The sequence below is a fragment of the Pseudomonas sp. JDS28PS106 genome (genome assembly GCF_036706555.1).
Lineage (GTDB): Bacteria > Pseudomonadota > Gammaproteobacteria > Pseudomonadales > Pseudomonadaceae > Aquipseudomonas.
In genome coordinates this window covers 390302-405500 of record NZ_JBAJGT010000006.1, presented here as the reverse complement: position 1 = coordinate 405500, position 15199 = coordinate 390302, and the positions used below count along the sequence as shown (strand labels likewise).

Here is a 15199-nt window from a genome sequence, read left to right as displayed (position 1 = left end):
GGCGATATGAACGATCAGCGCAAAGGCAGCAATGCCGAACCTACCACTCACTTCGGGTACAAGAGCGTTCCGGAAAGCCAGAAGGCCGACAAAGTCGCTGAGGTGTTCCACTCGGTGGCCGCCAAGTACGACCTGATGAACGACCTGCTGTCCGGCGGCATGCATCGTCTGTGGAAACGGTTCACCATCGAGCTGTCTGGCGTGCGCGCCGGTAACCGGGTGCTGGACATCGCCGGCGGCACGGGCGACCTGACCCGCAAGTTCTCGCATCTGGTAGGCCCGACCGGCCAGGTCGTGCTGGCCGACATCAATGCGTCCATGCTCAAGGTCGGCCGCGACCGCCTGCTGGACCTGGGTGTGTCCGGCAACGTCGAATTCGTCCAGGCCGACGCCGAAAAGCTGCCGTTCCCGGACAATCATTTCGACTGCGTGACCATCGCTTTCGGTCTGCGCAACGTGACACACAAGGAAGACGCCCTGCGCTCCATGCTGCGTGTGCTCAAGCCCGGCGGTCGTCTGCTGGTGCTGGAGTTCTCCAAGCCGACCAATACCCTGATGTCCAAGGCCTATGACGCCTATTCCTTTGCGTTCATGCCGCTGATGGGCAAGCTGGTCACCAATGACTCGGAAAGCTACCGCTATCTGGCCGAGTCGATCCGCATGCACCCGAATCAGGAAACCCTGAAGTCGATGATGATCGAAGCCGGTTTCGACCGCGTGACCTATCACAACATGACTTCGGGCATCGTCGCCCTGCACCGCGGTATCAAACCCTGATGCTGCTCCGGGCGTTGCTCGCCGGCGTCGAGCATGGCATCAATCGCGTGCTGCGCATGGACAGCACGGCGATTCCCCGCCTGAGCGCGCTGGCGGGCAAGGTCATTGCGGTGGATTGCCGGGACCCTGCGCTGCGGGTGTATATCATCCCCAACGACGAAGGCCTCACGCTGGCCCCTGACTGGGCAGCGCCCGCCGACTGCACCTTGCGCGCGCCGGCTGCCAGCCTCGTGCGCCTGGCGCTGAGTCGGGACAAGACCGCGGTGCTGCACAGCCCTGAGGTCGAACTCGATGGCGACAGCGGCGCGCTGCTGGAACTGGCGGGCGTGCTGCAGAATCTGGAGCTGGACTGGGAATACGAAGTCTCCCGCTGGCTCGGCCCGGTCGGCAGCCAGCTGCTGGGCGGCCATCTGCGCAAGCAGACCCGCTGGACCCGCGACAGCTTCGCCAGCATCAGCCAGAACCTTGCCGATTACCTGAGCGAAGAGTCCCGCGCGCTGGTCGGCAGGCACGAAGCCGAAGCCCGTTTTGCCGAACTCGACCGGATCAAGCTCGATCTGGAACGTCTTGAGGCCCGAGTTGCACGCCTCCCCCCATCCTCCTCTCCCAGCGATGAAGCATGAAGCTGCTTGCCGTTCGACGTCTATTCCGTATTCAACGTGTCGTGATTCGCTACCGTCTCGACGATCTGATGTTCGCCCTGCCGCTGCCCTGGTGGCTGCTGGCGGTACGTTACGTGTTGCCGTGGCGCTGGCTGCCACGCAAGAAGTCGGAGCTGAACCGCGGCGCGCGCCTGCGGCTGGCCTTGCAGGACCTGGGACCGATCTTCATCAAGTTCGGGCAGATGCTCTCGACGCGCCGCGATCTGCTGCCTGAAGACATCGCCGACGAACTGATGCTGTTGCAGGACCGCGTCCCGCCGTTCGACGAGCAGGTGGCCGTGCGCCTGATCGAAGAGCAGCTCGGCGCGACCATCAACGAAGTTTTCAGCCGTTTCGACCGCACGCCACTGGCGTCGGCCTCGGTGGCGCAAGTGCACTCGGCGCGGCTCAAGAGCGGCGAGGAAGTGGTGGTGAAGGTCGTGCGTCCGGGCCTCAAGCCGGTGATCGGCCAGGACATCGCCTGGCTGTTCATTCTCGCCAAGACCGCTGAACGGCTGTCGGCGGACGCTCGGCTGCTGCACCCGGTCGACGTGGTCAGCGACTACGAGAAGACCATCTACGACGAGCTGGATCTGCTGCGCGAGGCAGCCAACTCCAGCCAGTTGCGGCGCAATTTCGAAGATTCCCGGCTGCTCTACGTGCCGCAGGTCTACTGGGACTGGTGCCGCCCCAAGGTGCTGGTCATGGAGCGTATCTACGGCGTGCAGGTCAACGACCTGGCGACGCTGGCCGATCAGCGCACCGACATGAAGCTGCTGGCCGAACGCGGCGTCGAGATCTTCTTCACCCAGGTGTTCCGCGACAGCTTTTTCCATGCCGACATGCATCCGGGCAACATTTTCGTCAGTACCGTGAACCCCTGGGACCCGCAGTACATCGCCATCGACTGCGGCATCGTCGGCAGCCTGACGCCGGAAGACCAGGATTATCTGGCTCGTAACCTGTTTGCCTTCTTCAAGCGCGATTATCGTCGCGTGGCGCAGTTGCACATCGACTCGGGCTGGGTGCCGGCGGAAACCAAACTGAACGAGTTCGAGGCAGCGATTCGTACGGTGTGCGAGCCGATCTTCGAGAAGCCGCTCAAGGACATTTCGTTCGGCCAGGTGCTGATGCGCCTGTTCCAGACCGCGCGCCGCTTCAACATGGAAGTCCAGCCGCAACTGGTGCTGCTGCAGAAAACCCTGCTGAACATCGAAGGGCTGGGTCGTCAGCTGTATCCGGATCTGGACTTGTGGGCAACGGCTCAACCCTACCTGGAACGCTGGATGCGCGAGCGGGTCAGCCCGAAAACCCTGCTGGGCAACCTGCAATCGCAAGTCGAACAGTTGCCGCATATCGCCAACATGACCCGCGATCTGCTGGAGCGCATGTCGCAGCCCCACGCGTCGGACCCGCCCAAGCCGTGGCACGACCGGCGGGACGGCTGGGCATTGCGCCTGACCGGTTCGGCATTGCTGGTGGGCGGCGCGCTGCAGGCCTGGGCCATGAACGAAGCTGGCACCCAGCTGCTGACGCTGACAGCCTTGCCTGCGGCGATCATGCTGGCATCGGGGCTGTATCTGATCGTTCGCCGATAGCCAGCAGCGTACGGCGCTGGCACACTGTTCAATCCGCCGGGTGCGAAGCCCGGCTGCCGGAGTAGATATGAAAGACTGGCTGGACGAGATTCACTGGAACAGCGACGGTCTGGTGCCTGCGATCGCGCAGGACCACAAGACCGGCCGTGTGCTGATGATGGCCTGGATGAACCGGGAAGCCCTGGCGCTGACCGCAGCGGAAAACCGTGCAATCTATTGGTCGCGTTCACGTGGCAAACTGTGGCGCAAGGGAGAAGAATCAGGCCATGTGCAGAAACTGCACGAACTGCGCCTTGACTGTGACGCCGACGTCATCATCCTGATGGTCGAGCAGATCGGCGGCATCGCCTGCCACACCGGGCGGGAAAGCTGCTTCTACCGGGTCTACGAGGATTCGGCCTGGAAGACTGTCGATCCAGTGCTCAAAGATCCCGATGCCATTTATCACGCGGGCCACTGAACATGACTGATACCTTGAGCCGCCTGGCCGAAGTGCTGGAGTCCCGCAAGGGCGCCACGGCCGACTCGTCCTACGTCGCCAGCCTTTATCACAAGGGCCTGAACAAGATTCTGGAAAAGCTTGGCGAAGAGTCGGTGGAAACCATCATCGCCGCCAAGGATGCCGCCGTCAGCGGTGATTGCAGCGATGTCATCTACGAGACCGCAGACCTGTGGTTCCATAGCATGGTGATGCTCGCCTCGCTCGGCCAGCACCCGCAAGCCGTGCTCGATGAGCTGGATCGCCGCTTCGGCTTGTCCGGCCACGCGGAAAAAGCCGCACGTTCCGCCGAGTGACCGGCTCCGCATTTTGAATTGAATTGTCTACGAGGATTGCTTCATGGGTATTTTCGACTGGAAACACTGGCTGGTCATTCTGGTGGTGGTAGTGCTGGTGTTCGGAACCAAGAAACTCAAGAACCTGGGCACTGATGTCGGCGAATCGATCAAGGGCTTCCGCAAGGCCATGAACGACGACGAGAAACCGGTCGACCCGGCCGCGCCACAGTCGGAGCAGACACACACTCAGGCTACTGGCCAGGGCTCGCCTCTGAAACAGCCGCACACCATCGACGCGCAAGCGCACAAGGTCGAAGAGCCGGCCCGTAAAGACCAGGTTTAATCCATGTTCGGTGTCAGCTTTCAAGAACTGCTGCTGGTCGGGCTCGTTGCCCTGCTGGTCCTGGGGCCGGAGCGACTGCCGGGTGCCGCGCGCACGGCGGGTCTGTGGATCGGTCGGCTGAAGCGCAGCTTCAACGCGATCAAGGACGAAGTCGAGCGCGAGATCGGCGCCGATGAGATCCGCCGCCAGTTGCGCAACGAGCACATCCTGGCCCTGGAGGAAGAGGCACGCAAGATCCTCGACCCGAATGCGCCGAAGGTGCAGCCTCCAGCCGAGCAGCCTGCCGTGGTCGAAGCCGAGCCGACACCTGTCGAACAGGAAACCCCTGAGGCCCCGGCACCCCGCGCCCCGCTGTCGCTGGAAAAACCGCCCAGGCCCGCTGCCGCGCAGGCCCCGGCTGGCGCCGCTCCATCCGTCCACGATTCGTCACTGCCACCGCGAGCCCCATGAGCGATATCCCGGAAGACGACCAGCAAATGCCGCTGGTTTCCCACCTCACCGAACTGCGTACCCGCCTGCTGCGCTGCGTAGCGGCGGTGTTCGTGATCTTTGCCTGCCTGTTCTACTTCACGCAGAAGATCTACACCCTGGTGTCGGCGCCACTGCGGGTCTATCTGCCCGAAGGCGCGACCATGATCGCCACCGACGTGGCCTCGCCGTTCCTGACGCCGTTCAAGCTGACCATGATGGTCGCGCTGTTCCTGTCGATGCCGGTGATCCTGCACCAGATCTGGGGCTTCATCGCGCCGGGCCTGTACAAGCACGAGAAGCGCGTGGCGGTGCCGCTGCTGGTCTCCAGCATCATCCTGTTCTACGCCGGCATGGCGTTCGCCTACTTCCTGGTCTTCCCGCTGATCTTCCATTTCTTCGCCAGCGTGACGCCCGAAGGCGTGTCGATGATGACCGACATCGCCAGTTACCTGGACTTCGTGATGACCCTGTTCTTCGCCTTCGGCGTCGCGTTCGAGATTCCCGTGGCGGTGGTGTTGCTGGTGTGGATCGGCATCGTCGACGTGAAGTACCTCAAGAAGATCCGCCCGTACGTGATCATCGGGTGCTTCGTGGTCGGCATGATCCTCACCCCGCCGGACATCTTCTCGCAGACCCTGCTCGCCGTACCGATGTGGATGCTGTTCGAGCTGGGCATCCTGTGCAGCTCGCTGATCAAGAAGCGCGGCGAGCATCCCGATGACATCGAAAAGCAAGACCAGCCGCCAGCGACCATGTCGTGAACCTGCTGCTCCTGGAAGAAGCCGACTTCATCTCGGCTGACCGCGTGGTATTGCGTGACCGTCGCCTGACGCACATGCAGGACGTGCATCGCTGCGCGGTCGGCGACAGTCTGCGCGTCGGCCGGATCGGCGGCCTGCTTGGCACGGCCGAAGTCCTGCGACTGGAAAAGCATGAAGCCGAGTTGCGTGTCTCGCTGGACACGCCGCCGCCCGCCAAACTGCCCCTGACCCTGCTGCTTGCGCTGCCGCGTCCCAAAATGCTGCGGAGGGTGTTCCAGACCGTGGCGACCATGGGCGTTTCCCGGGTCGTGCTGCTCAACAGCTACCGGGTCGAGAAAAGCTTCTGGCAAACGCCTTTCCTCGAACCCGAGGCCATCCGCGAACAACTGATTCTGGGGCTGGAACAGGCGCGTGACAGCGTCCTGCCGGAAATCGTGATCGAAAAGCGCTTCAAGCCCTTCGTCGAGGACCGCCTGCCGGCGCTGGCGCAAGGCACTCTCGGGCTGGTCGGGCATCCCGGTGACTTTCCAGCCTGCCCCCGCGCGGTCGAACAGCCGGTGACTCTGGCCATCGGTCCCGAGGGCGGCTGGATTCCCTACGAAATCGACCTGCTGGGCCGTGCGGGCCTGCAACCCGTGCAGCTGGGCGACCGCATTCTGCGCGTCGAAACCGCCGTGGCCGCCCTGCTCGCTCGTCTGTTTTAACGCCGCCCCTCGCTCAAGCGCTTCAGTTCACACAAGTTCAGCCGATGCAGGAGAAACAATTACACCGCTGAACGAGGGAATCGTCATGCTCCGCTGGTCCACCCAACGTCTTGCCAACGCGAGCGTCAGCCTGAAACTTGCAGTCGGCTTCGGCCTCGTGCTGCTGATGACGCTGATGATCACTGCCACGGCCTGGTTCAGTACCCAGTCCCTGATCTCGCGCGGCGAAAGGGTGACGGCCATTTCCGAGGTCAGTCAGCTGAGCATGGACCTGCGGGTCAAACGACAGCAATACGAAGCGCAGTTCAGCGCTGAAACGGCATCCGCCGTGCTCCAGACCCTGGACAAGCTGGATGCTGCGCTGAATAAAGCGAAATCGCTGATTCAGACGCCACAGAACCACGAACGGGTCGACCGGCAGATGGACACCGCCGCGCGATATCGCCAGGCCTTTGCCGAAATGCGCGCGGCCATCGATAGACGCGAGGCAACCCGCAGCCTGATGGGCGACAGCGCCGACAAGGCCGTGGCCGCCGTGGGCCGGATCGAGGCCGAGCTGCTTCAGGCCGATGACATGCTGGCGTTCAACAATATTGTCGGCGTCAGCAAGCAGATCCAGCAGGCGCGTTTTCAGGTGCGCGGCTACACCTACAGCGGCAAGGCGGAGTTCGAGCAGAATGCCAATGCCGCCATCGACGAAGCCGTTACCGGCGTGAACACCCTGGCCGGGGACATTCCGTCTTCGTTTCTTCCGCAACTCCAGCAAGCCATCGCCGGCCTCAAGGCTTACAAGGATGCCGTCGCACAGTACCGGGACGCGCAGTCCGCGAGCCGCGCCGCACTGGACAAGATGACCCCGCTGGGCACTGAGCTGCTGACCATCAGTGATGAACTGCTGAAAGACCAGAACACCAAGCGCGATCAGGAAAGCGCCAAGGCCGTCATGACGATCCTGGCAGCGACCTTGCTCGCCGTCGTGTTGAGCATCCTCGCGGCTCTGGTGATCACCCGCCAGATCACCCGCCCCCTGAATGACACGCTGCGAGTGGTCGAGCGCGTGGCGTCCGGCGACCTGAGCCAGGACCTGAAAATCCAGCGCGGGGACGAGCTGGGCAAGCTGCAAGGCAGCATCCAGCGCATGACCGTCAGCCTGCGCGAGCTGATTGGTGGTATTCGTGACGGAGTCACCCAGATCGCCAGCGCCGCCGAAGAACTGTCGGCGGTCACCGAACAGACCAGCGCCGGCGTGAACAGTCAGAAAGTCGAAACCGATCAGGTGGCGACTGCAATGCATGAGATGACGGCAACCGTGCAGGAAGTTGCGCGGAACGCGGAAGAAGCGTCCGAAGCGGCGGTAGCCGCCGACCAGCAGGCGCGTGAAGGTGAGCGCGTGGTGGGTGAGGCTATCGCGCAGATCGAGCGCCTGGCGTCGGCGGTGGACAACTCCTCCCAAGCCATGGATGCGCTCAGGGTCGAAAGCGACAAGATCGGCAGCGTGCTGGATGTCATCAAATCGGTGGCCGAGCAGACCAACCTGCTGGCGCTCAACGCTGCCATCGAAGCGGCCCGGGCTGGCGAAGCGGGTCGCGGCTTCGCCGTGGTCGCCGACGAGGTCCGCAGCCTGGCCCAGCGCACCCAGAAATCCACCGAGGAAATCGAAGGCCTGATCGCCAGCCTGCAGAGCGGTACTCAGCAGGCCTCCAGCATCATGGACAGCAGCCGTTCATTGACCGGCAGCAGCGTGGAACTGACCCGTCGCGCGGGTGGCTCGCTGGAGTCGATTACCCGCACGGTCTCGGCGATCCAGTCGATGAACCAGCAGATCGCCGCGGCCGCCGAGCAGCAGAGCGCCACGGCCGAAGAAATCAACCGCAGCGTCATCAACGTACGCGACGTCTCTGAACAAACGTCTGCCGCCAGCGAAGAAACCGCCGCCTCCAGTGTCGAGCTGGCGCGGCTGGGCAATCATCTTCAGGTCCTGGTCAGCCGTTTTACCGTCTGACGTCCGATCCGCCGTCCCGCGCTGTCATCCAGGCATGCGGGACGGGCAGATGCCGCCAAAGTTGTGACCCGGTTCACCCGGGTCCCGCTCTCGGAAATCTCCTACGACCTGTTCAGGTCGCGCGATCCCGCCACCTGCCGATGCGTTCGTAACACAGCCCGAAAGAGGCGTGTCTTCGTTCGTACTCGCAGGAGAATCCCCCATGTTTCGATGGATCGCCCGGTCGCTCGACAACCTGAGCGTCAAACTGAAGCTTTCACTGGGCTTCGGCCTGGTACTGGTACTGACGTTCGCCATCACGCTTACCGGCTGGCATGGCCTGGATACCATGATCGACCGTTCCGAATCGCTGACAGCCATCGGCGAACTGAGCAACATGACCAAAGACTTGAGGGCCGAACGCGTCATTTTTCGCGTGGAGAACACGCCTGAGAGCGCAAGCCGTGTATTTGACCGCCTCAACGAACTCGAAGCGCATCTCGTCAAGCTGCGCAGCGATGTCGACAACGAACAGAGCATCGAGACATTGACCGAGCAAAGCCAGATCGTCAGCCGTATGGAGAAAGTCTTCACAGGGCTGACAGAAGGCCGAAAGGCCCTCGCCGAAGCGCGCACGCAGCTCGATCAGGAATCGGAAGACGCCGTCAAGGCCGTGACGCAGGTCGAAAGCGAAGTGCTCAAGGCCGTCAGCCTGGAGCAGGATAACAGCGAGCGCATGGACGAATTCACCAATCTGGCCCAGCTCAAGCAGCAGATCCAGACGGCTCGCTATCAGGTGCAGGCCTATACCTATACCCGCAAGGAAGCCGACGAGACGGCCGCCATCGCCGCCATCGACGAGGCGCGCAAGGAGATGCAGCAGATCTCGGAAGATCAGGCAGACCAGAACATTCAGGGCATGCGTGACGCCGACCAGGCGCTACAGGAATACCGGCAACAGCTTGGACGTTTCAAGGAAATCCTGGTGCAGGTCGAAGCCGAGCAGGAAACCCTCGAAGACCTGGGCGACCAGATGCTGACGTCTGTCGCCAAAGTCGTCAGCCTGCAAGGCGCTCAACGCGACAGCGAAGCCTCGGCCTCTCGCACACTGCTCAGCGTCGTGGCGGCTATCGCCCTTCTGGCCGGCGTACTCGCTGCCTGGACCATGACCCGCCAGATCATCGTGCCCCTGCGCCAGACGCTCACGGCCGCCGGACGCATCGCCAAGGGCGATCTGAGCCATGATCTGGACGTCGAGCGCCGCGACGAAATGGGTCAGCTTCAGCACAGCATGCAGACCATGACCCTGAGCCTGCGAGAGCTGATCCGTGGCATCGGTGACGGCGTCATACAGCTCGCCAGCGCCGCCGAGCAACTGTCGGCGGTCACTGAACAGACCTCGGCGGGGATCAACGATCAGAAGCTGGAAACCGATCAGGTCGCGACGGCGGTGAACCAGATGTCCGCCACGGTGCAGGAGGTCGCCAACAGCGCCCAGCTTGCGTCCGATGCCGCCGCCCATGCCGATCAGCAGGCGCGCAGCGGTGACAGCGTGGTCGGTGATGCCATCGACCAGATCGAACATCTGGCCCGGGAAATGGGCAATTCCACTCAAGCGATGAGCATGCTCAAGCAGGAAAGCGGCAAGATCGTCGGCGTGCTGGACGTGATCAAGTCGGTATCGCAACAGACAAACCTGCTGGCGCTCAACGCCGCCATCGAAGCAGCCCGCGCGGGCGAAGCCGGCCGTGGGTTCGCCGTGGTCGCCGACGAAGTGCGCAGCCTCGCCCAGCGTACCCAGGAGTCCACCGAAGAGATCGAGGAACTGATTGCGGCCCTGCAGAACGGTACCCAGCAGGTCGCCTCTACGCTGGACGCCAGCCGCACTCTGACCGACAACACCGTCGACCTGAGCCGCCGCGCCGGCGCCGCGCTGGAGCAGATTACCCGCACCGTGGCGTCGATCCAGGACATGAACCGCGCCATTGCCACCGCCAGCGAAGAACAGAGCGTGGTCGCCGAACAGATCAACCGGAACATCATGAGCGTGCGCGGCATCTCCGAACAGACCGCGGCCGCTAGCGAACAGACCGCCGCGTCCAGCGTTGAACTGGCGAGGTTAGGCAGTCAGCTCAAGGCGTTGGTGGGACGTTTTCGTGTGTAGGAGCCAGCTTGCTGGCGATAGGATCGGACGCTATCGCCAGCAAGCTGGCTCCCACAGGTACTGTAGGAGCGACCTTGGTCGCGATCTGGCGCGAAGCGGCAGCAAGATCGGATGATGTGATCTGTCAGGCGATGTGCGTCATCGTTCATCGCCAGCAAGCTGCCTCCCACAGACAGGTGCAGGCAGATCCCCGCGTAAGAGCTGTTCAATAAAAAACGCCCCTGAGCCGAGGCATCAGGGGCGTTTCTGGACCTGCGTTATCAGACCAATACCGGCTCTGACGTTCGCGTGAGCGGCTGCAACGGCAGCAGCGGCGCGTGCGGGTCGGCTTCGATGGAGGCGCGCCATGCGCCCAACCATGGCTCGTTGCCTTCGCTCCAGACCCGCTCGTGCAAGCGGCCCAGGGCTACCGGATCGCTGAGCAGCATCAGTCGTTCATGGTTGCTGAACTTGTCAGGACCTGCCACCAGTGCGTGGTCGACACGCTCCATGCGCACCACTTCGATCGGTCGGGCATGACGATGGCGTGAGGTCGCCAGCGCGCAGGCCAAGGCGTTCTGCCGAGGGTCGACGACAGCCCGGATGAAACCCTGCTTGAGCGCATGCCAGCGGTTCTCGTGGGTGTACTGATCGGTGGAGACCAGCTCTACCGGCGGCGCATACTCTTCTGGAATCAGGAAGAACTTCTCGTCACGCGCTTTCAGGCCCAGGTTGGTACGGCTGGAAATCACCGACACCGGGATCGACAGCATCAGCGACACCACGATCGGCGCCAGCCACCACAGGAAGCTCGGGTTCAGCCACGCCACCAGCAAGGCCCAGCAGGCGCCCAGCAAGGTTTGCGGACCATGACGCTTAATGGCTTCGATCCACGGCGTCGAGTCGTCATCCCGTTGCGGGGAATTCCAGGTCGCGGCCCAGCCCAGGAACGCGGCCAGTACGAAGCGGGTATGGAACAGCATGCGGACCGGCGCCAGCAGCACCGAGAACAGCATTTCCATGAGCATCGACAGCGTGACCTTGATCTTGCCGCCATACCCCGTCGCACCCTTGGCCCAGATCAGAATGACACTGAGCAGCTTGGGCAGGAACAACAGGACGATGGTGGTCGAGAACAGCGCGACGGCCTTTTCCGGATGCCATTGCGGCCAGAGTGGATACAGCTGGCGTGGCTCCAGGAAGTAGGTCGGTTCCATCAGGGTGTTGACCGCCAACAGAGCGGTGGACAGCACCAGGAAGAAGAACCACAACGGCGCCGACAGGTACGACATGACACCAGTCAGGAACACCGCGCGGTGAACCGGGTGCATGCCCTTGACCAGGAACAGCCTGAAGTTCATCAGGTTGCCGTGGCACCAGCGGCGGTCGCGCTTGAGTTCGTCGAGCAGGTTCGGCGGCAGCTCTTCATAGCTGCCCGGCAGGTCGTAGGCGATCCACACGCCCCAACCAGCGCGGCGCATCAGTGCGGCTTCCACGAAGTCGTGAGACAGGATCGCACCGGCGAACGCACCTTTGCCGGGCAACGGCGCCAGGGCGCAGTGCTCGATGAAAGGCTTCATGCGGATGATCGCGTTGTGACCCCAGTAGTGGGATTCACCCAGCTGCCAGAAGTGCAGGCCGGCAGTGAACAGCGGTCCGTAGACGCGAGTCGCGAACTGCTGCATGCGGGCATACAGGGTATCCATGCCGGACGCGCGCGGGGCGGTCTGGATGATACCGGCGTCCGGCGTGGCTTCCATCAGGCGAACCAGACTGGTCAGACATTCGCCGCTCATCACGCTGTCTGCGTCGAGCACGACCATGTAGCGGTAGTCGCTGCCCCAACGACGGCAGAAGTCGTCCAGGTTACCGCTCTTGCGCTTCACGCGGCGGCGACGACGACGGTAGAAGATCTTGCCGAAGCCCTTGGTTTCGCGACACACGTCCAGCCATGCCTGTTGCTCGGCAACGGCGATGTCGGTTTCGTTGGTGTCGCTGAGCACGAAGAAGTCGAAGCGGTCCAGGTCGCCGGTGGCGGCCACGGACTCGAAGGTCGCGCGCAAACCGGCGAATACCCGCGGCACGTCTTCGTTGCAGATCGGCATGACCAGTGCGGTGCGGGCACCTGCTTCGATTGGCTCGTTGCCGGCACTGGCGCCGGAGATCCGGTACTTGTCGCGACCGGTGAGCAGTTCGAGGAAGCCCATCAGGGCGGTCCAGAAACCGGCTGATACCCAGCAGAACAGGATGCCGAACAGCAACAGAATGCTGGTCTGCAAGGCATAAGGCATGACCTGCAAAGCGGTCTGCACGAAAGTCTGGCGAGTGATTTCGTCCAGCGAAACCAGCGACCAGCCCTGGTACGGCAGAATGCCTTTCATGTACCAGCCCGCGACGGCGGTCTGGCCCAGCATAAGGATCAGCAGAATGTAGCGCCGGATCGAACCCACGGTGCGCCAGCGCGCCTTGGGCAGATCCCGTGGCAGGTCGCTGCGGTCAGGCTTGGGCGGGTTGGTCTTGCCGGTCAGGCGACGCCAGCCGCGCACCAGAATATTGGTACGCCAAGGCTCGGGAACGACCTTGGTACGGCGGATCGGCGGCGTAGCTTTCAGGCACAGACGGCCATTGGCATCGACGCCGAGCATCTCGGCTTCCTGCAACTCTTCGGCGGTCGACAGCGTCAGGCGACGACCCACCGAAGCCTGGGCGGCCTCGGTGGATTCGCTGACAGTCTGGGCCGAGAGGCGCTCGTGCAGTTCGGCGAACGACTTGCAGCTGGCGAGTTCCGCCCGCTGCGCGTCAGTCATCGGTAGATGTGCCAGGTACTCCTCAAGAGATACGGGCACCAGGGCAGAATTACTCATCGCTCGGCAACTGATAGCTCCAGGTCTCGGTCATGACCTGCAAGGTCTTGGCCGGCTCCGGATGGGTGGGCGCAGCTTCGGTTTCAGGCTGCTGGATCTCTTTGCCGTCCTTGTCCTTGGCGACATCGGCCTTGGCAACATCGGTTTTGGCTGCGTCGGTTTTAGCTGCGTCGGCTTTGGCTGCATCAGCCTTCGCCGGCTCAGTCTGTGCGACTTCACCTTTCGCGGCGTCAGGCTTGGCAGCATCGGCCTTGGCCTCGGGCTTGTCGACAGGAGCGGCCTTGTCGGCAGGCGCAGGTTTTGCGGCTTCCTTGGTAACGGCCTTCTTCTCTTCGGTCTTGTCGGCAACCAGCAGCGCAGGTTCCTTGCCCGGTTCGGCCGGAATCTCACGCAGCAGGTAGGCACGCATTTCCGTCGGCTTGTTATTGTCCTTGACCTTGACGCGCAGGGTCAGACGATAGCCTTTGGTGACCGGGTTGTAGCGCAGGTTGTTCTCGACCAGCTCGACGTTGTCGTCGGTGGTCACCTGGCTGCGGATGGTCTTGTCTTCCGGCAGGGCGGCAAGCACCGGGCCGACGAAGTCGACGAGGAACGCGAGGCTGCCGTCAGGCTGACGGACCAGGTTGGACTGGCGCACGTCGCCGATCGAACGCTGGGTCTGCTTCACGTAACCCAGGTCTGGCGAGTGAATCGCGTTTTCCTGCATGGTCCAGTGAATGCGGTAGTTGAACTCCATCGGTTCGCCCGGCGCGGCCAGGGTTTCCGGCTTCCAGAACGCAACGATGTTGTCGTTGGTTTCGTCGGCGGTCGGGATCTCGACCAGTTCGACGGTGCCCTTGCCCCAGTCGCCTTTCGGCTCGATCCAGGCGCTTGGACGCTTGTCGTAGCGGTCGTCGAGGTCTTCATACTGGCTGAAGTCGCGGCCACGCTGCAGCAGACCGAAGCCACGCGGGTTCTCGACCGAGAAGCTGCTCACGGCCAGATGCCGTGGGTTGTTCAGCGGGCGCCATACCCACTCGCCATTGGCGGCCTGGATGGACAGACCGCTGGAGTCGTGCAGTTCGCGGCGATAGTTGGGCACGCGGGACGGCTGGTTGGCGCCGAACAGGAACATACTGGTCAGCGGAGCGACGCCCAGCTTGTTCACTTTATCGCGCAGGAACATGCGGGATTTGACGTCGACCAGGGTGTTGGTGCCCGGACGCAGCGTAAGCTGATACGCACCGGTGGCGCGTGGAGAATCGAGCAGGGCGAAGATCACCAGATGGTTATCGTCGGCGCCCGGCTTTTCGATCCAGAACTCTTTGAAACGCGGGAATTCTTCACCGGACGGCGACGCAGTGTCGATCGCCATGCCGCGCGCGGAGAGTCCATATACCTGACCCTTGCCAATGACGCGGAAATAACTCGCGCCGAGCATGGTCATGATTTCGTCCTGCTTATCGTCCTTGTTGATCGGATACAGGACACGGAAACCGGCATAACCCAGCTTCTCGGTGGAACGAGGATCGAACTTCAGGTCGCCGAAATCGAAACGGGCGCTGTCGTACTTGATCTCTTCGACGGTTGTCGCGGTAACTTCGTTGATCTTGACCGGCGTATCGAAGTGCATGCCCTGGTGATAGAAAGACAACTTGAACGGTGTCTTGTCGGCAGCCCATTCGGCCTTGTCGTCACGGAAGCGAATCTTCTGATAGTCCGCGAACTTCATTTCACGGAATTCGGTCGGCAGGTTGCTGCGCGGAGCTTCGAACTTCTGCCCGGCCAGTTCTTTGGCCTTTACCGCCACATCATCCAGATTGAACGCCCACAACTGGCCCGAGCCCAACAGGCATACCAGGGCCGAGCTTGCCAACAGTGCGCTACGCAGCCGTTTGACAGGTGTTTTTGGAGCATCACAGGGACTAACAATCACGAGTAACCCTCGCCGAAAACAGATGAAAAAACCAACGGCCAGCTATCGATGCCGGGTTGGCGAGCAATGTTCCGACTCCGAAAGGACCTAATGATTCCCCAGCCGGCGCCAGAACCGCATATGACATAACCCAGTGGAACGACCACCGCCCATCCTATAACGCGCGATTATCCAGCAGCGCGCGCCGCAACGCATCAGGTGCAACAAGAAAATTTTCGGACGAA

Annotated in this window: 13 protein-coding genes and 1 pseudogene; 12 read left to right on the top strand and 2 right to left on the bottom strand. The window is 62.5% G+C overall.

Going from position 1 to position 15199, the window contains the following annotated elements; genetic code table 11:
* Positions 1 to 6 precede the first annotated feature (6 nt).
* From ubiE to TRP66_RS23595, 12 genes and pseudogenes are all read left to right on the top strand, one after another.
* Positions 7 to 777: a bifunctional demethylmenaquinone methyltransferase/2-methoxy-6-polyprenyl-1,4-benzoquinol methylase UbiE gene (gene ubiE, locus TRP66_RS13265; RefSeq protein ID WP_333402922.1), complete on the top strand. Its 771-nt coding sequence runs from the start codon at positions 7 to 9 to the stop codon at positions 775 to 777.
* A complete protein-coding gene (locus TRP66_RS13260) occupies positions 777 to 1400 on the top strand; it encodes a ubiquinone biosynthesis accessory factor UbiJ (RefSeq protein WP_333402920.1) in 624 nt (207 codons plus the stop codon). Before ubiE ends, TRP66_RS13260 begins: the two co-directional genes overlap by 1 nt.
* Positions 1397 to 3016: a ubiquinone biosynthesis regulatory protein kinase UbiB gene (gene ubiB / locus TRP66_RS13255; protein WP_333402918.1), complete on the top strand. Its 1620-nt coding sequence runs from the start codon at positions 1397 to 1399 to the stop codon at positions 3014 to 3016. The genes TRP66_RS13260 and ubiB overlap by 4 nt, the downstream gene beginning before the upstream one ends.
* 67 nt (positions 3017 to 3083) lie before the next feature.
* Complete coding sequence (gene hisI, locus TRP66_RS13250) at positions 3084 to 3476, top strand: phosphoribosyl-AMP cyclohydrolase (RefSeq protein ID WP_333402916.1); 393 nt, start codon at positions 3084 to 3086, stop codon at positions 3474 to 3476.
* 2 nt (positions 3477 to 3478) lie between these two features.
* Positions 3479 to 3811 (top strand): phosphoribosyl-ATP diphosphatase, encoded by a 333-nt coding sequence (locus tag TRP66_RS13245; protein ID WP_333402915.1) that lies wholly within the window; start codon positions 3479 to 3481, stop codon positions 3809 to 3811.
* Between the two features lie 43 nt (positions 3812 to 3854).
* Positions 3855 to 4136, top strand: a complete 282-nt coding sequence (locus TRP66_RS13240; RefSeq protein WP_333402913.1) for a twin-arginine translocase TatA/TatE family subunit — start codon at positions 3855 to 3857, stop codon at positions 4134 to 4136.
* Between the two features lie 3 nt (positions 4137 to 4139).
* Positions 4140 to 4586, top strand: a complete 447-nt coding sequence (gene tatB, locus TRP66_RS13235) for a Sec-independent protein translocase protein TatB (RefSeq protein WP_333402911.1) — start codon at positions 4140 to 4142, stop codon at positions 4584 to 4586.
* Positions 4583 to 5368, top strand: coding sequence for a twin-arginine translocase subunit TatC (gene tatC / locus TRP66_RS13230; RefSeq protein WP_333402908.1), 786 nt, complete (start codon positions 4583 to 4585; stop codon positions 5366 to 5368). Before tatB ends, tatC begins: the two co-directional genes overlap by 4 nt.
* Positions 5365 to 6072, top strand: coding sequence for a 16S rRNA (uracil(1498)-N(3))-methyltransferase (locus TRP66_RS13225; protein ID WP_333402906.1), 708 nt, complete (start codon positions 5365 to 5367; stop codon positions 6070 to 6072). Before tatC ends, TRP66_RS13225 begins: the two co-directional genes overlap by 4 nt.
* Before the next feature lie 166 nt (positions 6073 to 6238).
* Entirely contained in the window at positions 6239 to 8074 is a 1836-nt protein-coding gene (locus tag TRP66_RS13220; protein WP_442965203.1) for a methyl-accepting chemotaxis protein, read from the top strand.
* 202 nt (positions 8075 to 8276) lie between these two features.
* Positions 8277 to 9362 (top strand): annotated as a pseudogene (locus TRP66_RS23600) (methyl-accepting chemotaxis protein); the annotation flags it as partial.
* Positions 9345 to 10217, top strand: a complete 873-nt coding sequence (locus tag TRP66_RS23595; RefSeq protein ID WP_442965202.1) for a methyl-accepting chemotaxis protein — start codon at positions 9345 to 9347, stop codon at positions 10215 to 10217. The pseudogene TRP66_RS23600 and the gene TRP66_RS23595, both read left to right, overlap by 18 nt.
* 260 nt (positions 10218 to 10477) lie before the next feature.
* On the opposite strand, the gene mdoH is transcribed toward TRP66_RS23595, so the two are convergent.
* Together mdoH and TRP66_RS13205 are read right to left on the bottom strand one after the other, a co-directional pair.
* Complete coding sequence (mdoH, locus tag TRP66_RS13210) at positions 10478 to 13060, bottom strand: glucans biosynthesis glucosyltransferase MdoH (protein ID WP_333402900.1); 2583 nt, start codon at positions 13058 to 13060, stop codon at positions 10478 to 10480.
* Positions 13053 to 14975, bottom strand: coding sequence for a glucan biosynthesis protein G (locus TRP66_RS13205; RefSeq protein ID WP_333402898.1), 1923 nt, complete (start codon positions 14973 to 14975; stop codon positions 13053 to 13055). The genes mdoH and TRP66_RS13205 overlap by 8 nt, the downstream gene beginning before the upstream one ends.
* Positions 14976 to 15199 lie beyond the last annotated feature (224 nt).